The organism is Burkholderia sp. MSMB1588 (genome assembly GCF_001546925.1).
Taxonomy (GTDB): domain Bacteria; phylum Pseudomonadota; class Gammaproteobacteria; order Burkholderiales; family Burkholderiaceae; genus Burkholderia; species Burkholderia humptydooensis.
The window spans coordinates 913,389-938,065 of record NZ_LNJS01000001.1 but is presented as its reverse complement, the minus strand read 5'-3'; the positions used below and the strand labels follow the sequence as shown (position 1 = coordinate 938,065).

Genomic DNA, 24,677 nt, shown 5'->3' with positions numbered 1-24,677 from the left:
CTCAGATCGTGAAGACGCCGGCGCGCTCGCCGAACGACGCTTTCAATCCTTTCACCCACGAGCGGGCGGGCAGGCGCAGCTCGGCTTCGATCAGCTTCGCGCGCTCGGTCAGTTGAGCGAACGATACCGACAGCGCCGGCCCCGAGAACGCGAGCGCGATCCGGTTGCCGTCATGCACTTCGGGCAGTGCGATCACGCGTTGATCGAATGCGGCGTTCAGGTGCTTCATGTTGCGCACGAAGCTCGGGTGATCGCCGAACAGGTTGATCGTCGCGACGCCCGCGTCGGCGAGGCAGCCGCGCACCGCGCGGTAGAACGCGACGCTGTCGAGTACCGGGCCGCGCGCGGTCGCGTCGTACAGGTCGATCTGCAGCGCGCCGATCGTGCCGCGATTCTTCGGATCATTGACGAAATCCCACGCGTCCGTTTCGTGGACGGTCAGACGCCCGTCGTCGGGCGGCAGCTCGAACATCGAGCGCGCAGCGACGATCACGGCCGGATTCAGCTCGACCGCCTCGACGCGCGCACGCGGCAGGAAGCGATGCGCGAACTTCGTCAGCGCGCCCGTGCCGAGGCCGAGCTGGACGACGCGCTGCGGCGTTTCGAGGAAGAGCAGCCACGCCATCATCTGCTGCGCGTACTCGAGCTCGATGTGATACGGCTTCGACAGGCGCATCGCGCCCTGCACCCACTCGGTGCCGAAATGCAGATAGCGCACGCCGCGCTCTTCGGAAAACGTGACGGGCGCGAAGCGCGGCTTGCGCGGCTCGTCGAGGACGGCGACGCCGTCGAGGTCGTCGAACTCGGCGCGGCTGCGCTTCGCGCGGGACGGCTTGAGCTTCTCGGAGCCGTTGAACGGAGACGGCGTGGCGCGCCGGGACGCGCGCGCCTCGGCGGAGGCTCGCTTGATGAGTCGGGTCATGGATGAGTCTCTTGCTGACGTGGCTGTTTGAGCGAACGAGAGGATAGCACTCGCGGCGTCGCGCGCAGGCAAACCGCTTGCTTGTCGGACCCGCCGACCGGCCGACTTGCATCAACAAAGCGATGGACGGATATTGCATCGCAATTGCGATGCATCGAGAGACATCATGAAATCCGCCACCTTTCCATCCATGCGGGTTGAACCGGAACTGCGCGACGCCGCCGAAAGCGTCCTCGGCGAAGGAGAAACGCTGTCGGGTTTCGTCGAGCAATCGATCCGCGAGGGCATCGAGCGCCGTCGCAACCAAAGCGAATTCATTGCCCGCGGCATCGCGTCACGCGAAGCGGCCCGGCGCACCGGCGACTTCTGGACCGTCTTTATGGCTTCATCGCCGATCGCGAAGACGCCGACGTCGAACTCGCCGCCCGCGCGCTTGCCGCCATCACCACCGGGATCGCCACGCTGGAATCGTCGCCGTTCACTTGCCGCAAAGCTCATCCGTCGATGCCATTTCTGCGGGAGCTGCTCATTCAGTTCGGCGCATCGGGATATGTTGCGCTGTTCGAGATCGACGACGATCGAACGGTGACGATCCTTGCCGCGCGCCATCAGCGGGAAAGCGATTATCACTGAGCCGGAACCACCCCGACGACCGGTCGCTCAGGCTGCGGGCCGGCCCGCATGTGGCGCGTCGTTGCGCCGCCATCCATCGAATGCCGTCAGGAAAGCACCTCGCGCCAACACGAGAGCTTCTGCTCGAACGACAGCATTGCATTCGCCGGACTCGACGACGGCAGCACGAGCGTCTCGAACCCCGCCGCGCGTATCGTCGGCTCGAAGCGCCCCGCCGTCTTGCCGTTGAAACAGACCTTCCTGAGCTTCGGCGCGACTTCCCGCAACGAATCGAAGTCGTTCGGCTGCGCATGGCGAATCGCCGCGTCGAGGCTGCCTTCGCGATGGCACGCGGCGAGCACGTCCCAGATGCCGAAGTCGTGCGCGAGCACGCGCGAAAGCCGCGCGTCGTACGGCAGCGCCTGCAGTTCCGGCTCGCCGAGCACAGCGCCCAACAGCCGCCAGAACTGATTGCGCGGATGCGCGTAGTACTGCGCGGCCGCAAGCGACGCCTCGCCGGGGAAGCTGCCGAGAATCAGCGTGTGCGTGCCGGGCGACACGACGGGAGGAAAGCCGCGCAGCATCACGTCGCCTCGAAGTCGCGCGCGCGGCGCTCGCCGTGCGCGTCGAGATGCCGCCACAGCGCGGGCAGCATGCATTCGGTCACCATCAGCGGCGTGCCGCGCCGCTCGAACACCGAGCGGCGCGCGCCGAACGCGTGCGGCGCGGCATGCACGCGCGCGCGCGCGAGCGCGTGCGACGCGAGCGCGAACAGCGGATGCCCGGCGATCACGCGCCGGCTCACGAGCGGCGAGCGCGTCACCTCCGGATCGCTGTAGAGCAGCTCCGCGAGCGGCCGCGTGCGCAACCGCCGCATCGCCTGCCACACGCCCTTGCTCGCGGCAAGCGGCGCGATGCTGTGCGCGGCGACGAACGGCGTGCCGTCGACCGCGAGCACGACTTCGCGCACCCACACCGGCGCGCGCGACGCGCATGAAAGCGCGCCGTGCTCGTCGGCCCACGGCGTCGCGACCGTCTCGCGCGTCACGCGCACCGTCACGCGGCCGAGCCGGGCGAGGTGCGCGGTCAGCGAGCCGCCGCGCGTGAGCCAGTCCTTCTGCGCGCTCGACGCGCCGGGGCGCGGCGTCTCGCGCCAGTACGCATCGGCCGCGTCGAAACGCATCCGCGCCATCACGCCGCGCGCGACAGCAACAGCGCGTTGGTCCGCTTGACGAAGCTCGCCGGGTCTTCGAGCGCGCCGCCTTCGGCGAGCAGCGCCTGATCGAACAGCAGGTGGCACCAGTCGCCGAAATCCGCGCCGTCGGCCTTCAGCGCCTTGACGAGCGGATGCTCCGGATTGATCTCGAGAATCGGCTGGAACGACGGCGCATTCTGACCCGCCGCCTTCAGCATCCGCTGCAGGTAGCCGCTCATGTCGTTGTCGTCGGCGACGAGGCACGACGGCGAATCGGTCAGCCGGAACGTGACGCGCACGTCCTTCACCCTGTCGCCGAGCGTTTCCTTCATCTTGTCGACGACGGGCTTCATCGCCTCGCCCGTCTCTTCCTGCGCCTTCTTCTCGTCGTCGTTCAGCGCGCCGAGATCGAGATCGCCGCGCGCGACGCTCGCGAGCGGCTTGCCGTCGAACTCGTGCAGGAACGACAGCATCCATTCGTCGACGCGATCGGTGAGCAGCAGCACTTCGACGCCCTTCTTGCGGAACACTTCGAGATGCGGGCTGTTCTTCGCGGCCTGCCACGTGTCGGCCGTCACGTAGTAGATCTTCGATTGATCGGGCTTCATCCGCGCGACATAATCGGCGAGCGCCACGTTCTGCGCATCGGTGTCCCCATGCGTCGACGCGAAGCGCAGCAGCTTCGCGACGCGCTCGCGGTTCGCGTGATCCTCGCCGACGCCTTCCTTCAGCACTTGGCCGAACGCGCTCCAGAACGTCGCGTACTTCTCCTTGCCCGCGTCGTCCTCGGCGTTCGCGAGTTCTTCGAGCATCGAGAGGGCGCGCTTGGTCACGCCTTCGCGAATCGCCTTCACGTCGCGGCTTTCCTGCAGGATCTCGCGCGACACGTTCAGCGGCAGATCCGACGAATCGACGACGCCCTTGATGAAGCGCAGGTACTGCGGCAGCAGTTGCTCGGCGTCGTCCATGATGAACACGCGCTTCACGTACAGCTTCAGGCCGCCGCGATAGTCGCGGTTCCACAGGTCGAACGGCGCGTGCGACGGCACGAACAGCAGTTGCGTGTATTCGCTGCGGCCCTCGACGCGGTTGTGCGTCCACGCGAGCGGCTCCTGGTGATCGTGCGCGACGTGCTGGTAGAACTGCTTGTACTGCTCGTCGGTGACGTCGTTCTTCGCGCGCGTCCACAGCGCGCTCGCCTGGTTGACGGTCTCGTCCTCGTCCTTCTCGACCATCTCGCCCTTTTCCTGATCCCACTCTTCCTTCTTCATCAGGATCGGCAGCGCGACGTGGTCCGAATACTTCTGGACGATCGATTTCAGCCGGTACGACGACAGCAGCTCGTCCTCGCCGTCGCGCAGATGCAGCGTGATCGTCGTGCCGCGCGCGGCACGCTCGATCGTGTCGACCGAGAAATCCCCTTCGCCCGCGCTTTCCCAGCGCACGCCCTCGGACGCGGGCACGCCCGCGCGGCGCGTCTCGACCGTGATCCGGTCGGCGACGATGAAGCCCGAGTAGAAGCCGACGCCGAACTGGCCGATGAGCGCCGCGTCCTTCTGCTGGTCGCCGGAGAGCTTCGCGAAGAATTCCTTCGTGCCCGAGCGCGCGATCGTGCCGAGGTTCGAGATCGCCTCGTCGCGGCTCATGCCGATCCCGTTGTCGTCGATCGTGAGCGTGCGCGCGGCCTTGTCGAACGACAGGCGAATGCGCAGGTTCGGATCGCTCTCGTAGAGCGCGTTGTTTTCCAGAGCCTCGAAACGGAGCTTGTCAGCGGCGTCGGACGCGTTGGACACGAGTTCGCGCAGGAAGATTTCCTTGTTGCTGTAAAGCGAATGAATCATCAGGTGGAGGAGCTGCTTGACCTCTGCCTGAAAGCTCATGGTTTGCTGAGTCATCTTGATTTACCTGTTGATTGCGTCAATACGACAGACGGTTTCGATTCACGACCCCATAGGAGCCGGCGCGCGGCGTCATGCTGCTGCCGCGACGCCCGACCGCGCCCCAAGTTGGGGCGCTCGACGGAATTTCAAGAGGCGCGGCGGTTCACGCTGTCGAGATAGCGGCCGAGGAACGCGGGCAACGCGGGATCGCCGCAGTTCGCGACGTTAAAGCGCGTCCATGTCGAAGGCGACTGCTGCGGCGAGAAGAGGCTCCCCGGCGTGAGCAGGAAGCCCTCCTCGTGCGCGGCCGCGGCGAGCGCGTCCGAATCGACGCCCGTGTCGGCCCACAGGAACATCCCCGCCGCCGGCATCGTGAAGAGCCGCATCCCGGTGCGCTCGAGCATCCGCGCGGTCTTGTCGCGCACGCCGCCGAGCCGCGCGCGCAGCCGCTCGACGTGGCGCCGGTAATGCCCTTCCGTCAGCACCTTGTACAGCACGCGCTCGTTGAGCTCGGGCGTCGTCATCCCGACGAGCATCTTCTCGTCCGTCAGCGCCTTCGCGAGTTCCGGCGCGCACGCAATGTAGCCGACCCGCAGGTTCGCGGCGAGCGTCTTCGAGAAGCTGCCGAGGAAGATCACGCGCTTCAGTTGATCGAGGCTCGCCAGGCGCGTCGCCGGATAGCTCGGCGGGCACAGGTCGCCGTAGACGTCGTCCTCGACGACGAGGAAATCGTACGCCTCCGCGAGTTTCAGGATCCGGAACGCCTGCGCGGCCGACAGCGACGTGCCCGTCGGATTCTGCAGCACCGAGTTGATCACGAGCATCTTCGGGCGCCACATCTGCACGAGGTTCTCGAGCGCATCGAGATCGGGGCCGTCCGGCGTGTACGGCATCCCGACGAGCTGCGCGCCCTGCGACGCGAAGCGGCCGAACATCTGGAACCAGGCCGGATCGCCGACGATCACCGCGTCGCCCGGCCGCACGCAGTGGCGCGCGATCAGGTCGATCGCCTGCGTGATGCCGGACACGAGCACGAGCTGATCGGGCGTCGCGCCGATCTCGATTTCGGCGAGGCGCGTCTGAAGCTGCTGCCGCAGCGGCAGGAAGCCCTGCGCGCTGCCGAAGCCGAGCATCTGCGCGCCGGACTGCCGGCCGAGCGCGCGCAACGCGCTCGTGATCAGATCGCCGTCGAGCCAGCGGCTCGGCAGGTAGCCGAGCCCTGGCCCCTTTTCCGGGCTGACCGTGTGCAGCATGTTGCGCAAGAGCCAGACGACGTCGATCGTGTTGTGCACGGGCTGCGCCCGCCCGCCGCCGGACGCGCCGGCGGGCTGCGCCCCCGGCGCACGCTCGCGCACGTAGAAGCCGGAGCCGCGCCGCGAATCGAGATAGCCTTGCGCGACGAGCCGCTCGTACGCCTCGACGACCGTGAAGCGCGACACGCTCTTGTCGATCGCGAGCTTGCGGATCGACGGCATCCGCATGCCGGGCCGAAACACGCGCTCGTCGATCCGGCGGCGCGCCCACTGCACGAGCTGGTCGACGAGCGTGAGCGTCGCGGTATCGTGCGGCGCGGGAATCTGCGCAAGCGGGACGGTGGACATCGCGGGCCTCCAACTGTACCGAAGAGTATCGCGGCGATTGTACCGTTACTGTGCCGGTCGCCGCGATTACAGTTTTTCGGCGGCGATGCGGCGCAGCGGCGCACGCACGCCCGAAAACCGAAAACCGGTTCCGATTTCCCCTTCGCATTTCGTCCGATGGCAGCCCATTCGCTGAAACTCGATCATCTCGTCGTCGCCGCGCGCACGCTCGAAGAAGGCGTCGCGTACGTCGCCGACACCCTCGGCATCGAACCCGCGAACGGCGGCGCGCATCCGTCGATGCGCACCCACAATCGCCTGTTCGGCCTGTGGGGCGGCGCGTATCTCGAAGTGATCGCCGCCGACCCCGGCGCGCCGCCGCCCGCCGACGGCCAGCCGCGGCCGCGCCTGTTCGGCCTCGACGATCCGGCGACGCACGCGCGGCTCGAGCAGGGCCCGTACCTCGCGCACTGGGTCGCGCGCGTCGATCGCCCGCGCCAGCTCGACCTGTGGCAGCGCCAGTATCCGGCGCGGATTGCGCGCATCGTGCCGATGACGCGCGGCGATTTCGGCTGGCGGCTGACGGTGCCCGACGACGGCTCGCTGCCCGCGTGGCGCGGCGCGGGCGACGGCGTGCTGCCGTCGCTGATCCAGTGGAACGACGCGCGCCATCCGTCCGACGCGCTGCCGCACGGCGGCGTCGCGCTGAAGGCGCTGAAGGCGGCGCATCCGCACGCGGGCACGGTGCGCGAGCAGCTTGCCTGGCTGAACGCCGCGCACCTGCTCGACGTCGAGGCGGTCGAGGCGGGCGAAGCGCCCGCGCTCGCCGCCGAATTCGACACGCCGAACGGCGCGCGCACGCTGAGTTAGCGCGCGGCGATCCGGCGGCCCGGCGCACCGCCCCGCTTCCGACAGAAACCCGATATCGACGGAGACACTTCACTCATGGATTCGCGCGAAACCCGCGGCATGCTGCTCGGCCTGATCGGCGTGATGATCTTCAGCCTGACGCTGCCGATGACGCGCATCGTCGTCACCGAGCTCCATCCGCTCCTGAACGGCCTCGGGCGCGCGCTCGCCGCTGCGGTGCCCGCCGCTCTGCTGCTGTGGCTGCGCCGCGAGCGCGTGCCGACCCGCGCACAGTTGAAAAGCCTCGCCGTCGTGTCGGCGGGCGTGATCGTCGCGTTTCCGGTGTTCTCCGCCTGGGCGATGAAGACCGTGCCCGCCGCGCACGGCGCGGTCGTCAACGGATTGCAGCCGCTCCTCGTCGCGCTGTACGCGGCGTGGCTCGCGCGCGAGCGGCCGTCGAAGGCGTTCTGGGCGAGCGCCGCGCTCGGCAGCGCGCTCGTGATCGCGTTCGCGCTGCGCGACGGCGGCGGCGCGCTGCAGCCGGGCGACCTGCTGATGCTCGTCGCGGTCGGCATCGGCGCGCTCGGCTATGCGCAAGGCGCGCGCCTCGCGCGCGAGATCGGCGGCTGGCAGGTGATCTGCTGGGCGCTCGTCGTGTCCGCGCCGTTCCTCGTGCTGCCCGTCGGCTGGCTCGCGTGGGCGCACCACGCAGCGCATCCGGGCCCCGTGTCGCCGCGCGTGTGGCTCGCGTTCGGCTACGTGACGCTGTTCTCGCAGTTCATCGGCTTTTTCGCGTGGTACGCGGGCCTCGCGACCGGCGGCATCGCGCGCGTCGGTCAGGTGCAACTGCTGCAGATCTTCTTCACGATCGCGTTCTCGGCGCTGTTCTTCGGTGAAACCGTTTCGCCGTCGACCTGGCTGTTCGCCGCCGCCGTGATCGCGACCGTCGTGCTCGGCCGCCGCGCCGCCGTGCGCCTCACGCCGCAACCGGCTCGCGCCGCCTGATTTGACGAGCGATAATCGACGCTTTCATCCGAACGACCCATGACACCGACCGAGGAGACCATGAATCCGAGCGATCTCAAGCCGCCCCACTGGGCCCTGTCCGAACGCGCACGCAAGCTCACGAGCTCGGCGATCCGCGAAATCCTGAAAGTGACTGAGCGCCCCGAGGTGATCTCGTTCGCAGGCGGCCTGCCATCGCCCGCGACGTTCCCCGCCGAGCGGATGCGCGAGGCCGCCGACCGCGTGCTGCGCGATTCGCCCGCCGCCGCGCTGCAATACAGCGCGACGGAAGGCTTCCTGCCGCTGCGCGAGTGGATCGCCGAGCGCTATCGCGTGCGCGCGACGCAGGTGCTCGTCACGACGGGCTCGCAGCAGGCGCTCGATCTGCTCGGCAAGGTGCTGATCGATCCGCAAAGCCGCGTGCTCGTCGAGACGCCGACCTACCTCGGCGCGCTGCAGTCGTTCTCGCTCTACGAACCGGCCTACGCGCAGGTGCCGACCGACGACGCGGGCCTCCTGCCCGATGCGCTCACGCCCGAGCTGACGAAGGGCGCGCGGCTGTTGTACGCGCAACCGAATTTCCAGAATCCGACGGGCCGCCGCCTCCCCGTCGAGCGCCGCCGCGCGCTCGCCGCCTTCGCGCAGACGAGCCCGTTCCCGGTGCTCGAGGACGATCCGTACGGCGCGCTGAACTACGCGGGCGAGCCGCTGCCGACGATGCTGTCGATGGCGCCCGATCACGTCGTCCATCTCGGCACGTTCTCGAAGGTGCTCGCCCCCGGCCTGCGGATCGGCTATATCATTGCGCCCGAGGAGTTGCACTTCAAGCTCGTGCAGGCAAAGCAGGCGACGGACCTGCATACGCCGTCGATCACGCAGCGCATCGCATACGAGGTGATCCAGGACGGCTTCCTCGACGCGCACATCCCGACGATCCGCGCGCTCTACAGCGCGCAGTGCGAAGCGATGCTCGCGTCGCTCGCGCGGCACATGCCGGAAGGCGTGAGCTGGAACCGCCCGGAAGGCGGGATGTTCATCTGGGTGAAGCTGCCCGCGCAGATCGACAGCATGCAGCTCCTCGAGGCGGCGGTCGCGAACAACGTCGCGTTCGTGCCGGGCGCGCCGTTCTTCGCGGACGACGCGCAGAAGAACACGCTGCGGCTGTCGTTCGTCACGGTGCCGCCGGAGAAGATCGAGGAAGGCGTCGCGCGGCTCGGCAAGCTGTTGCGCGAGCGTCTGTGACGCTTTTCGTTCGTTCACGCATTCACGATTGATTGATTCACGCACTCACGAGGATATGAATCAGATGGCAAACGTCTACGACAAACTGAAGGAACTCGGCATCGAGCTGCCCGTCGCGGGTGCGCCCGCCGCCGCCTACGTGATGAGCGCGCAAAGCGGCAACACCGTCTACCTGTCGGGCCACATCGCGAAGAAGGACGGCAAGGTCTGGGCGGGCAAGCTCGGCCAGGACGTCACGACGGAGCAAGGCAAGGAGGCCGCGCGCGCGGTCGCGATCGATCTGCTCGCGACGCTGCACGCGCACACGGGCGACCTGAACAAGGTCAAGCGCATCGTCAAGGTGATGAGCCTCGTGAGCTCGACGCTCGAGTTCACCGAGCAGCATCTCGTGACGAACGGCGCGTCCGAGCTGATCGCCGAGGTGTTCGGCGACGCGGGCAAGCATGCGCGCTCGGCGTTCGGCGTCGCGCAGATCCCGCTCGGCGCGTGCGTCGAGATCGAGCTGATCGCCGAAGTCGCATAACGCGATGGCAACCGCGATGGCAACCGCGATGACCGTCGCGCCAGGCGCCGCGGGCGCGGTGCGCTTCAAGCAGGTCGACGTGTTCGCGTCGGCGCCGTTCAAGGGCAATCCGCTCGCCGTCGTATTCGACGCGGACGCGCTCTGCGACGCCGACATGCTCGCGATCGCGCGCTGGACCAACCTGTCCGAGACCGCGTTCCTCGTCGCGCCGACCGATCCCGCCGCCGACTACCGCGTGCGGATCTTCACGACGGGCGGCGAGTTGCCGTTCGCCGGCCATCCGACGCTCGGCGCCGCGCACGCGTTTCTCGACGCGGGCGCGCAGCCGAGAACGCCTGGGCGGCTCGTCCAGCAATGCGGCGCGGGGCTCGTCGAGCTCGCCGAGCGCGACGGCGGCTGGGCGTTCGCCGCGCCGCCCGCGCGCGTGACGCCGCTCGCGCAACGCGAGTGGCCCGCGCTCGCGGCCGCGCTGCGCACCGGCGCGATCGACTTCGGCGTGCCGCCGCAGGCGGTCGACAACGGCGCGCCGTGGCTCGTCGTGCAGTTCGCGTCGGCCGCCGACTGCCTCGCGCTCGATCCCGACCGCGCGGCGCTCGCGCCGATCGTCGCCGCGCTCGGCGCGGCCGGCCTCGCCGCATACGGCCCGCATCCGGCCGACGGCCCGGCGACGTTCGAAGTGCGCTGCCTGATGACGGGCGACGCGTTCGGCCCCGGCGAAGACCCGGTGACGGGCAGCGCGAACGCGGCGATCGCGGGCGTCCTCGCGCAAGCGGGACGCCGCCCGGGCCGCCGCTATACCGCGCGCCAGGGCACGGCGCTCGGCCGCGACGGCCGCATCTCGGTCGATTACGACGACGACGCCGGCAAGATCTGGATCGGCGGCGCGGCCGTCACGCTCGTCGACGGCGCCATCTGGCTGCGCTGAGCGGCGTTTGCGCCCGGTCGCGCTCGCCGCGCGGGCCGCGCATGGTGCCGCCCCTCCCGGCCCGGTTAGCGATATCCCGCTCACGCTAAATCAAAGACTGACCATTCAGTAATATCGGGCCTCGTCTATTGTCTTCTTTATCGGCCCGTTTACTCGGTTATCCTGTCGGATCGCCTATGCGCGCAAGGACACCTTTCGTCCGATGAGTTCGTCCCGGTCACACGCCGCCCGCGCCGCGCGGCCGGTGCGCGCGACACGCAAGTCGCGCCGCCGCCGCGCGCTGTTCGCGATCCCGCTCCTCGGCACGCTGGCGCTCGCGCTGCTGTGGGTGGCCATCATCGCGCGCCTGTCCGTCGAGAAGGACAGCGCGTTCCGCGACGCGGGCGCGTCGGCCGCGATCCTGTCGACGGCGCTCGAGCAGCACACGGTCAAGGCGATCCATCAGGTCGACCAGATCACCCGCTTCGTCAAATACGAGTTCGAGAAGTCGCCCGCCCGCTTCAATCTCGCGAGCACGGTCGAGAAAGGCGTCGTGCCGAGCGACACGCTGATCCAGGTGTCCATCCTCGACGCGCGCGGCCGGCTCGTCGCGAACACGGCCGAGTCGCATCCGAAGCCGATCGACCTGTCCGACCGCGAGCACTTCAAGGTGCACACGCAGCGCAACGACGACGAACTCTACATCAGCAAGCCGGTGTTCGGCCGCGTGTCGCGCCACTGGACGCTGCAGATGACGCGGCGCCTGAACCATCCGGACGGCTCGTTCGCCGGCGTGGTCGTCGTATCCGAGGATCCGACCTACTTCACGAACGACTTCTATAACAACGCGACGCTCGGCAAGGACGGCGTGATCGCCGTGATCTCGGATACGGGCGCCGTGCTCGCGCGCAGCACGGGCTCCACGCAGAAGGCGCCCGGCACGTTCTCGGCATCGGGCGTCTACCCCGTGTCGGAGCGCGCGTCGGGCACCTATGTCGATCCGATCGACGGCATCATGCGCATCGTGTCGTATCGCCATCTCGACGGCTATCCGCTCGGCGTGATGGTCGGCCTGTCGCAGGCGGAAGAATTCGCCGACTATCACCACACGCGCAACGTCTACCTGCTGATGACGAGCTTCATCACGCTCGCGATGCTCGCGTTCTTCGGCGTCGCGACGGGCCTGATCGGCAAGCTGCTCGGCCGCGAGCGCGAGATGACGCAGCTCGCCGAGTTCGACCTGCTGACGGGGCTCGCGAACCGCTACGCGACGCTGCGCAGCCTGCGCAACGACGTCGCGCTGCCGTCGAATCTGTCGCGCCTCGCGATCCTGTTCATCGACCTCGACAATTTCAAGACCGTCAACGACACGCTCGGCCACAATGCGGGCGACATCGTGCTGCAGATGACGGCCGCGCGCCTGTCCGACGCGGTGACGAACGAAGGCGCGCTCGCGCGGATCGGCGGCGACGAGTTCGTCGTCGTCGTGAAGGGCGAGAACGTCGAGCGGCGCGCCGAGCATCTCGCGGAGGCGATCGTGCGGATGTTCGCCGAGCCGTTCGACGTGCGCGGCAGTTCGTTCGTGCTGCACGCGAGCATCGGCATCGCGCTGCATTCGGTCGGGAACGAGAGCGAGATCGACCTGCTGAAGAAGGCCGATCTCGCGATGTACAGCGCCAAGGACGCCGGCAAGAACTGCTACCAGTTCTATGCGCCGCACCTGTCGCATCGCGCCGATCACCTGATGCGCTGGGAGCAGCAGTTGCGCGTCGCGCTGTCGGACGGGCAACTGTTCCTCGCGTACCAGCCGAAGATCGATCTCACGTACCGCTGCATCACCGGCTTCGAGGCGCTCGTGCGCTGGGACCATCCGGAGCACGGCGTGATCTCCGCGAACGAATTCATCTCGATCGCCGAATCGACGGGACTCATCGTGCCGATCGGCGACTTCGTGATCCGCACCGCGTGCGAGCAGCTCGCCCGCTGGCGCGACGAGGGCCACGACAAGCTCACGCTCGCCGTCAACATCTCGCCCGTTCAGTTCTGGCGCGGCGACCTGATCGACACGATCTCGCGCGCGCTCGTCGAGACCAGGATCGAGGCGCGCCGCCTCGAGCTCGAGATCACCGAGACCGCGATGATGGAATACCCCGAGCTCGTGTCGGAGAAGATCGTCGCGCTGAAAAGGCTCGGGATCCGTGTCGCGCTCGACGATTTCGGCACCGGCTATTCGTCGCTGTCGTACCTGCACCGCTTCTCGGTCGACACGCTGAAGGTCGACCGCTCGTTCATCCAGGCGATCCCGGCCGACCGCAGCGTTTGCGTGATGGTGTCGTCGATCGTGCACCTCGCGCGCTCGCTCGGGCTCACGGTCGTCGTCGAGGGGACGGAGACGGAAGAGCAGATCGCGTGGCTCGCCGCGCTCGGGCGCATCGAGGCGCAAGGCTTCCTGTTCTCGCGGCCGGTGCCCTCCGACGGCATTCCGGCCCTGCTTGCGCGCTTCGGCGTCTGCGGCGGCGACGACGCGCCCGCTACCCGCCGCGACGGCGCGAACGCCGCTAAACAGTCGCTCGGCAGCGACTAAACGACGCATCCTGACTAGCGCCGCATACTCGTTTTTGCTCATACAACGAACGGCTTTCGGAGTCCACAATGAATTGTGCGACGCACGCGTGGCCGCACGTGCGACCGCGAGCGCACTGGACACAAGCCATGACAATCGCAAGCGTGAATGCCGCCTGCTGCGGCGAACGGGAATCGCTGTGGGCGTTGTTCAAGACCGTGACGGGCATATCCGCCGTGTCGTGGGGCGGCCTGGCGATGATGGCTCAGCTCGAGCAGCATTACGTCGAGCATGAGCGGCGTATCGATGCGCTGTCGTTCGCCGATCTCGTCGCGCTCGCGTGGATGATGCCCGGCCCGGTCGGCTGCAACGTCGCGGTGCAGGTCGGCCACACGCTGCGCGGCCGCGCGGGCGCATGGATCGCCGGCGTCGCGAGCGTGCTGCCGTTCTTCGCGGCGATGACGGTCTTCGCGATCTTCTACCAAACCCCGCTCGTGCGCTCGCTCGCGTCGCCCGTGCTGCTGCATCACTTCGCGATGGTGCTCGCCGCGCTGATCGGGCTCACCTGGTTCAGGCAGGTTCGCGCGCTCGTTCACGCGCCGCTCGAGCGCGTGGTCGCCGCGCTCGCGACGGGGCTGCTCGCGCTCGCGCACAGCCCCGCCGCGTTCGTCGTGATCCTCGCCGCCGCGTTCGCGGTCGGCTGGCTCGCGAGCGGCCGGCGGCAAGGCGAAGCGCCGCGGCTCGCGCTGCCCGCGCGGGAATGGCGGCTGCTCGCATCGCTCGCGCTCCTGATCGCGCTGTTCGCCCTGCCGCTGCCGATCGAATACGAATCGCCGCTGCTCTGGCCTCGGCTCGCGGGCGCCGGCATGACGCTCTTCGGCGGCGGCTTCTCCGCGCTGCCCGTGCTGAAATCGCTGTTCGTCACGCGCGCGACGGGCATCACCGAGCAGGACTTCATGCTCGCGTTCACGCTGTCGCCCGTGTCGCCCGGGCCGCTTCTGAATGTCGTGCCGTTTCTCGGCTATCTCGAGGACGGCTGGCGCGGCGCGCTGCTGTCGACCGTCGCGCTGTTCGTGCCCTCCGGCTGTCTCGTCATCTTCGCGCGGCAGCACGTCGAGCGGCTGAAGCGGCATCCGCGCTTCGCGAGCGGCATGCGCGTGCTGCGCGCGGCCACCACCGCATTCCTCGTGATCGCAGCCTTGCGCCTCGTCGCGAAGACGCCTGCCGAGCCCGTGTATTGGGCGACGGGCGTGATCGCGTGGCTGTGTCTCGCGCGATTCAAGGTGCCCGTCTATGCGCTGTACGGCGCGGTTGCGGCGGCGTGCGGCGGCTGGCTGATCCTCGCGGCGCACGGGTGAGCGCGCTTTGCCCGCATTGCGGCGTTCCGGTTCGGCGCGCGCCGCTGGCTGCCCGCCCCCGCGCATCTCGCCCGCCGCCTCAGCCGCGCATTGCGCCGAATCCATCGAAGAACGACCGCGCGTTCGCCTCGAGGCTCTCGATGTGATAGCCGCCCTCCTGCACGATCACGGTCGGCAGCCGCAGCCCGCCGATCAGGCCGCCTAACCGTCCAAAGCCGTCCGTCGTCACCGCGACCTGCGATTGCGGATCGTCGCGATAGATGTCGAAGCCGAGCGACAGCACGAGCGCATCCGGCGCGAAGCGCCGCAGCTCGCGCAGCGCGTCGTCGACGCGCTCGAAGAACGCCGCCTCGCCCGATCCGTGCGGCATCGGCAGATTCACGTTGTAGCCGTGGCCGTCGCCCGCGCCGCGCTCGTCGTCGAAGCCCGCGACGGCCGGATAGAAGTTCGTCGGATCGCCATGGATCGACACATACAGCACGTCGCGTCGCGCGTAGAAGATTTCCTGGATGCCCTGTCCGTGGTGCATGTCGGTGTCGAGTATCGCGACGCGCGCATGGCGCGCGCGCAGCGCCTGCGCGGCGATCGCCGCGTTGTTCAGATAGCAGAAGCCGCCCGCGGCATCGACGCGCGCATGATGGCCGGGCGGCCGGCACAGCGCGTATGCTTCGGGCGCGCCGTCGCGCACCGCCGCCGCGGCGGCGAGCGCGCTCTGCGCGGACCAGTACGCGGCGCGCCACGTGTGCTCGCCGACCGGGCAGCTACCGTCCGCGAGATGACGGGCGGCTTGTGCGAGCACGCCGCGCAGCGCGTTCGGCTCGCGCACGAAAATGTTCGACATCACCTCGTCGCCCCAGTCCTCCGGCATCTTCTTCCATTCTCGATGCACGGTCTCGAGAAAGCGCAGGTAGTTCATGTCATGCACGGCCGCGATCGGCGCGATGCCGAAGTCGTCCGGCTCGCGCACGGAAAAACCCATCGCGAGCGCGGCCGCGACGAGCCGCGTCGCGCGCTCGGGCACCTCCTGCGGCGTGCGCATCCGGCCGCGCGAAAAGTACGTGCGTGGATGATGCAGCGATTGGTCGGGGTGGAAGTACGTCAGCATCTTGATTTCCTCGGGTCGAATGAACGGACGGCAAGGCGCCCGTTATCGGTTGCAGGGTGTGGGCTGCGTTCGGCATTCGGCATTTGACGTCGGCGACCGCATTCGATGCTCGATGCCGGAATACGCGTCGCCCCGGCATTCGTCGCACCGCCCCTCACCGGCCGGCGACGCCAGCACGATCGAGCACCGCGCCGAGCAGCACGTTCGCGCCGCGCGTCGCGTCGTCGGGCAACACGTCCTCGGCTGCGTTGTGCGACAGTCCGCCGACGCACGGAATGAACACCATCGCGCTCGGCGCATGCCTCGCCAGATGGATCGCGTCGTGCCCGGCGCCGCTCACGATCCGCTCATGCCGATAGCCGAAGCGGGCCGCCGCCGCCTCGACGCTCGCGACGCAAGCCGCGTCGAACGGCGTCGACGGACTCGCCCAATGCGTCGATACGTCGACGCGCAAGCCGCGCCGCGCGGCGATGCGCGCACACGCGTCAGTCGCCGCGCGCGCCATCGCGTCGAGCGTCGCATCGTCCGGATGGCGCAGGTCGAGCGTGAACTCGACCGCGCCCGCGATCGTGTTGCGCGACGCGTTCGGAACCCCGACGCAGCCGATCGTCGCGAGGCCGTGCGGCGCGAACTCGGCGAGCATCCGCTCGAGCGCGTCCGCGATCTGCGCGAAGCCGAACAGCGCGTCGCGGCGATGCGCGATCGGCGTCGTGCCCGCGTGCGCGGGCTGGCCCGCGATCGTCACGTCGAGCCAGCGGATCGCCTGCCCGCCCGTGACGACGCCGATCTCGGCGCCATTCGCCTCGAGCACCGGCCCCTGCTCGATATGCGCTTCGAAGTACGCGTCGATCGCCGGACGCACCGCGCGCCGCGCGCCGCGATAGCCGATCTGCTCGAGCGCGTCGCCAAGCGTCACGTGCGCGGCATCGCGCACCGCGAGCGCGCGGGCGAGCGGCATCGCGCCCGCGGCAACCGCCGAGCCGAGCATCGCTGGCGCGAAGCGCGCGCCCTCCTCGTTCGTCCACGACACGATCTCGATCGGCTTGCGCGTGACGATCGTCGCATCGTTCAGGCTGCGCACCACTTCGAGCGCGGCGAGCACGCCGTAGGCGCCGTCGAAGCGGCCGCCTTCCGGCTGCGTGTCGAGATGGCTGCCGATCAGCACGGGCGGCGCGCCGGCATCCGCGCCCGCGCGGCGCGCGAACAGATTGCCGATCTCGTCGACGCTGACCGCGAGGCCCGCATCGCGACACCACTGCGCAAACAGGTCGCGCCCGCGCCTGTCGTCGGCGGTCGCGGCAAGCCGCCGCACGCCGCCGTTCGCGGTGCCGCCGATCCGCGCCATCTCCATGAGCGAGCGCCACAGCCGCGCGCCGTCGATGGCGCGCGACCGCCCGTCGAATGCAGACGCAATCATGTCAGCGCGCCTCCAAAGCTTCGTTGCCCGAAGCGCCTCGGGCCGCGCGGCGCGCGTCGAGCGCGACGATGCTCGCGAGCGACAGCCCCGCAAGACACGTATAGAACAGCGCGAGCGGCAGCCACGCGCCCGCGTACCGGTGCGCGAGCCACGTGCCGGCGAGCGGCGTGAGCCCGCCCGCGAGCGCGCCGCACACCTGATAGGACAGCGAGATCGCCGAGTAGCGGATGCGCGCCGGAAACACGCCGGACACGAAGCCCGCGATCACCGAATAGAAGCCCGCCATGCAGACGACCGCGAGCGCAATGCCGGCGACGATCGCGCCGGGCCGCCCGCTCGTCACGAGCGCGAACATCGGATACGGCGACGCCATCGCGGCGACGGCCGCGAGCTTCAGGAAACGCGCGCCGCCGAGCTTCTCGGCGATCCACGCGGCGACGGGCTGCGCGAGGAACTGGATGATCGCGACCGCGAACAGGCAATCGAGGATCGTCGAGCGCGAGATGCCGAGCTGCTGCGTCGTGTACGCGATCATGAACGTGTTCGTGAAATACACGCCGGCGATGCCGATCGTATTCGCGCCGATGCACAGCAGCACGAGCCCCGACGCCGAACGGAACACGTCGGCGATCGGCAGCTTCGCGGTGGCGCGCGTGCGCTTGACCGCCTCGAATTCCGGCGATTCGTTGACGCCGAGCCGGATCACGATGCCGACGATCAGCAGCACCGCGCTCGCGAGAAACGGCAGACGCCAGCCCCACTCGAGAAAGTCGGCCTTCTCGAGCGACGTGACCGCGCGAAACGCGACGAGCGACAGGATGAGCCCGGCCGGGCTGCCCAGTTGCGCGAACGACGCGAAGAACGTGCGCCGCCCTTCGGGCGCGTGTTCGCCCGCCATCAGCACCGCGCCGCCCCATTCGCCGCCCACCGCGACGCCCTGCACGATCCGCAGCAGCACGAGCAGCACGGGCGCGAGCGCGCCGATCGACGCATGGCTCGGCAACAGGCCGATGCAGACGGTTGCTGCGCCCATCATCGCGAGCGTCGTCATCAGCGCCTTCTTGCGGCCGATCCGGTCGCCGAGATGGCCGAACACGATGCCGCCGAGCGGCCTTGCGAAGAAGCCGGCCGCGAACGTGCCGAACGACGCCATCGTGCTGACGAACGGGTCGCCGGACGGAAAGTACAACTCGCCGAACACGAGCGCGGCGGCGGTCGCATAGATGTAGAAGTCGTACCACTCGATCATCGTGCCGACGAACGCGGCGCCGGCGGCGCGCACCGGCTGGCGCGCACACGGTTGGGAAACAGTCATCGCAAGATCTCCTCTCTGCTCTCACGCGCGGCGCCCGGCGGGTTCGGCGGGCGCGCGCCCGATGTCGCGCGGCCCGCTGCTCCGGGGCCTGCGCCGCACGCAGGCGGCTCTCGCGCTGCACGTTTTATCGCCGTCCATTAACTATTAGTCAAATTTCGACTTATTATTCGCGACATAACTTTTGCTAATGTCGATCCGCTGGAGACCCGCCGCCATGCGCGCTGCCGCCGCCCGCTTCCTGAACGACCGCCTCGACTGGAATCTGCTGCGCACGTTCCTCGTCATCATGCAGGAGCGCAGCGTGAGCCGCGCGGCGGCGCGCCTGCACGTCACGCAGCCGGCCGTGAGCCAGGCGCTCAGGCGGCTCGAGGAAACGCTCGGGCACACGCTGATCCGGCGTCGCGGCCCGCACTTCGAGCCGACGCAGGCGGGCGCCGAGGTGTACCGGATCGCGAGCGACATCTACGGCACGATCTCGCGGCTCGACACCGAGCTCGACGACGCGGCGGCGGACCTGACGGGCACGATCCGGCTGCTTTCGGTGAGCCGCGTCGAATCGGGCGCCTACGATCTCTTTCTCGCCGACTTCCACCGGCAATATCCGCGCGTCGATCTGCAGATCGAGGTGATGCGCTCGTCCGACATCATTTCGTCGCTGTTGCAGAAAACCGCGACGGCGGGCCTCGGCCTCTGCCGCAACCCGGTCGACAAGCTCGCGCGCACGCCGTTCCTGCGCCAGCGCTACGCGATCTACTGCGGCCGCCACCATCGCCTGTTCGGCCAGACGCAACTGACGACGAACGATCTGCTCGCGGAGAACTTCGTGTCGTTCACGAGCGACCAGATCGGCGACAGCCTGTCGCCGCTCACCGTGTTCCGCGACCAGAAGGGCTTCACGGGACGCATCGTCGCGGCATCGCCGAGCCTCGACGAAGTGCGGCGCCTCATCTTCGCGGGCTACGGGATCGGCTGCCTGCCCGAGCACATCGTGCGCGACGATCTCGCTCGCCAGCGGCTCTGGCGATTGCCGCCCGACGAAGGGCTCGTCGACGTCGACATCTACCTGCTGTGGCACCGCGAACGAAAAATGAACGCGGCCGAGCTCGCGTTCCTCGAGGGCTTCGAGCGCGCGATGCAGCGCTACTCGTTCGACGAGCGGCTGTCGGTCAATCCTTGACGCGGGGCGGCGCGCGGTCGCGCCTCACGCCCGGCCGTGCCTGGACCGGCGGTACAAAAAACAAAAGCCGGTATCGCGCCGGCTTTCGAAAGGGACCATCGAAGAAGATCAGGACTCCGCTCATCGACAGGCCACCGCCCTTTGCGCGATCCAGCGCGCGCGCAGCCGGTCGTAGCCGAGATTGAACAGGAACGTGTACGGCAGGAAGAACAGCAGGATGCCGAAGTCGAGCAAGAGCGCTTCGAGCAGGCTGATCTCCAGCCACCACGCGGCGAGCGGCAGCGCCATCGCGATGAGGCCGAGCTCGAACGCGATCGCGTGCGCCGCGCGCACCGCGAGCGTACGCGTCAGCCGGTAGCGGCGCTCGATCCGCTCGAAGAGCGCATTGAACGTGACGTTCCACACCATCGCGATCACCGACACCGCCGCCGTCAGCGCCCCCACGTGCACGAGCGACAGGCCGAGCACCCAACTGACGATCGGCGCGCAGATCGCGATTGCGGTCGCTTCGAACGTGAGCGCGTGCGCGAGGCGCTCGGTCAGCGTCTTCCTCGGAACGAGTTTGGCCATTTGCATTTGCATGTTCAGCTCCATCAGTGGACGAAAGAGCCCCATTTTCATCGGATTAACCGTAACCATCCAGTTTGATATGATCGGTTTTTCCGATATATAGAAGGAGCACTCGCGATGCGCCACTCTCCGGAAGCGCTGCTCGCGTTCGCCGAGGCCGCGAACCTCGGTTCGTTCTCGGCCGCCGCGCGCAAGCTCGGCAAGCGCCAATCGACGGTCAGCGAAGCGATCGCGAACCTCGAGATCGATCTCGGCGTCACGCTGTTCGACCGCTCGACGCGCCAGCCGACGCTGACCGACGCCGCCCGCGCGCTGTTGCCCGAAGTCCAGCGCGTGCTCGAGGCGAGCGAGGCGATCGATCAGGTCGCCGCGCGTCTCGCGGGCGGCGAGGAGGCACGCCTCACGCTCGTCGTGTCGGACACCTATCAATCGAGCCGGTACGAGGAAACGCTCGCGGCGCTCGACCGCCGCTTTCCGACGCTCGAATTCGAATGCCAGATCGCCGAGCACGACGACGTGCTCGACCTGATCCAGCAAGGCCGCGCGCAGCTCGGGCTGATGGCGGCGCGCAGCACCTACCCGCCCGACATCGGCGCGGCGACGGTCGCCGAGCGCTCGGAAATCGGGCTCTACGTCGGCCCGCAGCACCCGCTCGCCGCGCACGGCAGCGCCGACGTGCCGCTCGCCGCGCTGCACGACGCGCGCGAGCTGCGCCTCAATACCTACGTCGCGCCGCGCGGCGAGCGGATCGAAACGGGGCTCGTCGCGGGCCGGCGGTGCTGGCTGGCGCCGAGCTATCTGCAGTTGCTGGAAATGGCGGTGGCGGGCTTCGGCTGGGCGGAACTGCCGCGCTGGATGGTCGAGCACTTCGCGCGCGAGCGGCTCGTCGAGCTCAATGCGCGCGGCTGGCCGCGGCGCGTGCCGGTGGATGCGGTGTGGTCGCGCGGCCGGCCGCTCGGGCCGGCCGGCTCATGGCTGCTGGAGACGATGCTTGCCGCGTGACGCGCGCCGCGAGACGCGCGTGGCAGCGATTGCAGTTGCGACCGGGGGCAAGATCGGCGGCGTGCGGCGCGTGTGTCCGCGCGAACGTCAGAAGCCGCGCGACAGCACGGCCGCGCCGATCGTCACGACGCCGAGCACGAGGTTGACGATCACGAGCAGGCGCACCGCATTGACCGCGCGCGCGCCGTCCGGCCAGTTCTGCGCCTGCACCGCGCGGCGGATGCGCGGAAACAGCGCGAAGCGGATATGCCCGTAGACCAGCATCATCACGACGCCTAGCCCCGCCATCGCGTGCAGCGGCCACGTCGCATGCGCGCCGCCGAATTGCGTGAGGAGGAAGCCGCCTGTGAGCAGGATCACGAGCACCGAACCCGCGACCCAGTTGAAGAAGCGGCCGAACACGGCTTCGACGAGCGGCAGGCGCAGTTGCGGCGACAGGTCCGACAGCGCGGGACGCAGGCAGAAGTTCGCGAACACCATGCCGCCGACCCACACGGCAACCGCCAGCAGATGGAGAAACAAGGCAACGGCGATAGCGTGGGACATGGTGGGGTTCCTTCATGGTTTTCGAATGACCGATGCGCTGCTGGAACGCACGGCGCGCGAGACGTTGAGCGCGTTCGACAGCCGCGGCGCGCAGCGGTTCAGCGCAATGTCCGCGGGTCATGTTTTGTGGGGGATGCCCGCCAGCGCCTGGCGCGCCGGCGATGCGCATGGTTCGCATGCCGGGCGATGCGCGTGTAAGCAGGTGTCGGCGCGCAGCACGCATTGCCCTCGCCCCGCTCGTTCGAAAAGGATAACGAACGAAGACCAGTGGCGGTTCGCCGTTCGCCCGCAACGTACTCGTCATTGCTGCGAACCACAAACTCAACCGATGCCAGCGATTCGACGAACGGCGCTCGAACCGCGGATCGACGAATCGCCGAATCGCCGAATCGCCTGCGTCCGGAAAATTCCGAACGCCTGTGCCGGCACTCGCTTCCCGACGCGCGCACATCGCGAAAAAGGCCCCGCCGCCGCGCCGCGCGCCCCGACGTCCGCGCGGCCGGCAGCCCGTTCGGGCCGCCCGCTCACGCCCGTCAGCGGGGCCCGGCGAGCCCGGCAAAGCTCAGTCGAGCACCGGACGCAGCCCGCTCACCTTCAGCCGGGTATCCGGCGCGCGGCCCTTGCGCGCCCGCTTGCCGACGTGCGGTTCGAGCGCGCGCCCCGCGAGCGCCTCTTCCTGCGCCTTGCCGCCGCGGCCCGCGCCCGTCAGCACGACGCCCGCCGCATTGATCGCGAGCGCCTGCATGAGCGTCTCCTTCGCGTCGAGCGCCATCAGGATCACGCCGCGCCCGCCGCCCGAAAGCGTCTTCATCTCGTCCATGCCGAACACGAGCAGGCGCCCGCCGCTCGACAGGCACGCGACCTGCGCAGCATCCGGCAGCACCGGCATCGGCGCGAGCGGCGCCGCGCCCGCATCGATCGTCATGAACGATTTGCCCGCCTTCACGCGGCTCACCATGTCGCCCACCTTCGCGACGAAGCCGAAGCCGTTGCTCGACGCGAGCAAGAGCGGCTGCTCGGCGGGCGCCGCGAAGTAGTGCAGCAGATGCGAGCCCGACTCGAGCTCGATCAGCGACGTGACGGGCACGCCGTCGCCGCGCCCGCCCGGCAGCACCTGGACGGACACCGAATACACGCGGCCCGTGCTGCCCCACGCGATCAGCGTGTCGGGCGTGCGGCACTGGAACGCCGCATACAGGCCGTCGCCCGCCTTGAACGAGAAGCTCGCCGGATCGAGCCCGTGGCCCTTCAGCGCGCGCACCCAGCCCTTCTGCGACACCACGACCGTCACCGGCTCGTCGACCACCTTCGCCTCGAACGTCGCGCGCTTTTCCTGCTGGATCAGCGTGCGGCGCTCGTCGCCGTACTGCTTCGCATCGGTCTCGATCTCCTTGATCATCAGCCGCTTCATCGCGCTTTCGTTCGCGAGCAGCTCTTCGAGCCTCGCCTTCTCCGCGCGCAGCTCTTCCAGCTCCTTCTCGATCTTGATCTTCTCGAGCCGCGCCAACTGGCGCAGCCGGATTTCGAGAATGTCGTCGGCCTGCCGCTCGGTGAGGCCGAACGCGCTGATGAGCGCGGCCTTCGGCTCGTCCGACTCGCGGATGATGCGGATCACCTCGTCGATGTTCAAAAAGACGATCATCCGCCCTTCGAGGATGTGGATCCGGTCGTTGACCTTGCCGAGCCGGTGACGGCAGCGCCGCGTGACGGTGGCCTGGCGGAACCGCACCCATTCGCCGAGGATCGACGCGAGCCCCTTCTGCGCGGGCCGCCCGTCCTCGCCGATCATCACGAGATTGAGCGCCGCGTTCGATTCGAGGCTCGTGTGCGCGAGCAGCGAATTGACGAATTCGGTCTGGTCGATCGTGCGCGTCTTCGGCTCGAACACGAGCCGCACGGGCGCGTCCTTGCCCGATTCGTCGCGCACCGCGTCGAGCAGGTCGAGCATCGCCTTCTTCGTGTTGATCTGCTCCTGCGTGAGCGTCTTCTTGCCCGCCTTGAGCTTCGGGTTCGTCAGCTCCTCGATCTCCTCGAGCACCTTCTGGCACGACGTGTTCGGCGGCAATTCGGTGACGACGAGCTGCCACTGGCCGCGCGCGAGATCCTCGATCTTCCAGCGCGCGCGCACCTTCAGGCTGCCGCGGCCGGTTTCGTATGCGGCGGAAATCTCCGCGTCGCTCGAGATGATCTGGCCGCCGCCCGGGAAGTCCGGCCCCGGCACGAGCCGCATCAGCTCCGCGTGCGGCAACGCAGGATGGCGGATCAGCGCGACCGCGGCGGCCGCGACTTCGCGCAGGTTGTGCGACGGGATCTCGGTCGCGAGACCGACCGCGATCCCCGACGCACCGTTCAGCAGCACGAACGGCAGCCGGCCCGGCAAGAGCTTCGGCTCGTCGAACGAGCCGTCGTAGTTCGGCATGAAGTCGACGGTGCCCTCGTCGATCTCGTCGAGGAGCAGCTTCGCGATCGGCGTGAGACGCGCTTCGGTGTAACGCATTGCCGCCGCGCCGTCGCCGTCGCGCGAGCCGAAGTTGCCCTGGCCGTCGATCAGCGGATAGCGCATCGAAAAGTCCTGCGCGAGACGCACGAGCGCGTCGTACGCGGACTGGTCGCCGTGCGGGTGGTACTTGCCGAGCACGTCGCCGACGACGCGCGCGGACTTCACGGGCTTCGCGTTGTCGCCGAGGCCCATCTCGTTCATCGCGTAGAGAATCCGGCGCTGCACGGGCTTCTGGCCGTCGCTGACGTCGGGCAGCGCGCGCCCCTTGACGACGCTCACCGCGTAGTCGAGATACTGGCGCTCCGCGTAGCGGCCGAGCGTCAGGAAATCGCCCTCGGGCGCCGCCGGCTCGGCGAAAAGATCGGGAGTGTTGTCGTCCATCTAGATTTCGTGTCCGTATATGCGATGCGTG

The 24,677-nt window shown here is 68.7% G+C and carries 21 protein-coding genes and 1 pseudogene; 11 read left to right on the top strand and 11 right to left on the bottom strand.

Features of this window, described 5'->3' with window-relative positions; translation table 11 throughout:
• Position 1: 1 nt before the first annotated feature.
• Entirely contained in the window at positions 2-922 is a 921-nt protein-coding gene (locus WS92_RS16010; RefSeq protein ID WP_059932215.1) for a class I SAM-dependent methyltransferase, read from the bottom strand.
• Between the two features lie 166 nt (positions 923-1,088).
• Here WS92_RS16010 and WS92_RS37200 point away from each other — a divergent pair.
• Positions 1,089-1,162: pseudogene (locus tag WS92_RS37200) on the top strand (prevent-host-death protein); the annotation flags it as partial.
• A gap of 126 nt (positions 1,163-1,288) precedes the next feature.
• On the top strand, positions 1,289-1,555 hold the full coding sequence (locus WS92_RS16005; protein WP_141668098.1) for a type II toxin-antitoxin system RelE/ParE family toxin: 267 nt from the start codon (positions 1,289-1,291) through the stop codon (positions 1,553-1,555).
• An 86-nt stretch (positions 1,556-1,641) separates the two neighbouring features.
• On the opposite strand, the gene WS92_RS16000 is transcribed toward WS92_RS16005, so the two are convergent.
• The 4 genes from WS92_RS16000 to WS92_RS15985 all read right to left on the bottom strand — a co-directional run bounded on the left by WS92_RS16000 (position 1,642) and on the right by WS92_RS15985 (position 6,210).
• Positions 1,642-2,118, bottom strand: a complete 477-nt coding sequence (locus WS92_RS16000; RefSeq protein WP_015600927.1) for a DNA-deoxyinosine glycosylase — start codon at positions 2,116-2,118, stop codon at positions 1,642-1,644.
• Positions 2,118-2,726, bottom strand: a complete 609-nt coding sequence (locus WS92_RS15995; RefSeq protein WP_170963087.1) for a chorismate--pyruvate lyase family protein — start codon at positions 2,724-2,726, stop codon at positions 2,118-2,120. Before WS92_RS15995 ends, WS92_RS16000 begins: the two co-directional genes overlap by 1 nt.
• A complete protein-coding gene (gene htpG / locus WS92_RS15990; protein ID WP_009911687.1) occupies positions 2,726-4,624 on the bottom strand; it encodes a molecular chaperone HtpG in 1,899 nt (632 codons plus the stop codon). The genes WS92_RS15995 and htpG overlap by 1 nt, the downstream gene beginning before the upstream one ends.
• Before the next feature lie 131 nt (positions 4,625-4,755).
• Positions 4,756-6,210, bottom strand: a complete 1,455-nt coding sequence (locus WS92_RS15985) for an aminotransferase-like domain-containing protein (RefSeq protein ID WP_006024989.1) — start codon at positions 6,208-6,210, stop codon at positions 4,756-4,758.
• Positions 6,211-6,366: 156 nt separating this feature from the next.
• Between WS92_RS15985 and WS92_RS15980 the strand changes: the two genes are divergently transcribed.
• The 7 genes from WS92_RS15980 to WS92_RS15950 all read left to right on the top strand — a co-directional run bounded on the left by WS92_RS15980 (position 6,367) and on the right by WS92_RS15950 (position 14,633).
• Positions 6,367-7,059 carry a VOC family protein gene (locus WS92_RS15980; RefSeq protein WP_059932210.1) on the top strand — a complete coding sequence of 231 codons (693 nt, stop codon included), beginning with the start codon at positions 6,367-6,369 and terminating at the stop codon, positions 7,057-7,059.
• A 75-nt stretch (positions 7,060-7,134) separates the two neighbouring features.
• A complete protein-coding gene (locus tag WS92_RS15975; protein ID WP_059932208.1) occupies positions 7,135-8,043 on the top strand; it encodes a DMT family transporter in 909 nt (302 codons plus the stop codon).
• Positions 8,044-8,103: 60 nt separating this feature from the next.
• Complete coding sequence (locus WS92_RS15970) at positions 8,104-9,285, top strand: aminotransferase-like domain-containing protein (protein ID WP_009911682.1); 1,182 nt, start codon at positions 8,104-8,106, stop codon at positions 9,283-9,285.
• Between the two features lie 64 nt (positions 9,286-9,349).
• A complete protein-coding gene (locus WS92_RS15965; protein ID WP_059932245.1) occupies positions 9,350-9,808 on the top strand; it encodes a RidA family protein in 459 nt (152 codons plus the stop codon).
• 16 nt (positions 9,809-9,824) lie between these two features.
• Positions 9,825-10,733, top strand: coding sequence for a PhzF family phenazine biosynthesis protein (locus tag WS92_RS15960; protein WP_231755944.1), 909 nt, complete (start codon positions 9,825-9,827; stop codon positions 10,731-10,733).
• Between the two features lie 202 nt (positions 10,734-10,935).
• Positions 10,936-13,296 carry a bifunctional diguanylate cyclase/phosphodiesterase gene (locus WS92_RS15955; protein WP_015600202.1) on the top strand — a complete coding sequence of 787 codons (2,361 nt, stop codon included), beginning with the start codon at positions 10,936-10,938 and terminating at the stop codon, positions 13,294-13,296.
• A gap of 128 nt (positions 13,297-13,424) precedes the next feature.
• A complete protein-coding gene (locus WS92_RS15950) occupies positions 13,425-14,633 on the top strand; it encodes a chromate transporter (protein ID WP_059932206.1) in 1,209 nt (402 codons plus the stop codon).
• A 79-nt stretch (positions 14,634-14,712) separates the two neighbouring features.
• Here the strand turns inward: WS92_RS15950 and WS92_RS15945 are convergent, their stop codons facing one another.
• The 3 genes from WS92_RS15945 to WS92_RS15935 form a co-directional block, all read right to left on the bottom strand.
• Positions 14,713-15,738 carry a histone deacetylase family protein gene (locus tag WS92_RS15945; protein ID WP_059932204.1) on the bottom strand — a complete coding sequence of 342 codons (1,026 nt, stop codon included), beginning with the start codon at positions 15,736-15,738 and terminating at the stop codon, positions 14,713-14,715.
• 154 nt (positions 15,739-15,892) lie between these two features.
• Positions 15,893-17,155 (bottom strand): Zn-dependent hydrolase, encoded by a 1,263-nt coding sequence (locus WS92_RS15940; RefSeq protein ID WP_059932202.1) that lies wholly within the window; start codon positions 17,153-17,155, stop codon positions 15,893-15,895.
• 1 nt (position 17,156) lies between these two features.
• Positions 17,157-18,470 carry an MFS transporter gene (locus WS92_RS15935; RefSeq protein ID WP_059932200.1) on the bottom strand — a complete coding sequence of 438 codons (1,314 nt, stop codon included), beginning with the start codon at positions 18,468-18,470 and terminating at the stop codon, positions 17,157-17,159.
• A 214-nt stretch (positions 18,471-18,684) separates the two neighbouring features.
• Between WS92_RS15935 and WS92_RS15930 the strand changes: the two genes are divergently transcribed.
• Positions 18,685-19,647, top strand: coding sequence for a LysR family transcriptional regulator (locus WS92_RS15930; RefSeq protein WP_015600177.1), 963 nt, complete (start codon positions 18,685-18,687; stop codon positions 19,645-19,647).
• A 120-nt stretch (positions 19,648-19,767) separates the two neighbouring features.
• Here WS92_RS15930 and WS92_RS15925 read toward each other — a convergent pair whose 3' ends face one another.
• Entirely contained in the window at positions 19,768-20,229 is a 462-nt protein-coding gene (locus WS92_RS15925; protein WP_059932241.1) for a multidrug/biocide efflux PACE transporter, read from the bottom strand.
• Positions 20,230-20,334: 105 nt separating this feature from the next.
• Between WS92_RS15925 and WS92_RS15920 the strand changes: the two genes are divergently transcribed.
• Positions 20,335-21,219: a LysR family transcriptional regulator gene (locus tag WS92_RS15920; protein WP_006024975.1), complete on the top strand. Its 885-nt coding sequence runs from the start codon at positions 20,335-20,337 to the stop codon at positions 21,217-21,219.
• Between the two features lie 87 nt (positions 21,220-21,306).
• Here the strand turns inward: WS92_RS15920 and WS92_RS15915 are convergent, their stop codons facing one another.
• Positions 21,307-21,765 (bottom strand): CopD family protein, encoded by a 459-nt coding sequence (locus WS92_RS15915; protein ID WP_059932198.1) that lies wholly within the window; start codon positions 21,763-21,765, stop codon positions 21,307-21,309.
• A 562-nt stretch (positions 21,766-22,327) separates the two neighbouring features.
• Positions 22,328-24,646, bottom strand: a complete 2,319-nt coding sequence (gene parC, locus WS92_RS15910; protein ID WP_059932196.1) for a DNA topoisomerase IV subunit A — start codon at positions 24,644-24,646, stop codon at positions 22,328-22,330.
• Positions 24,647-24,677: the final 31 nt, after the last annotated feature.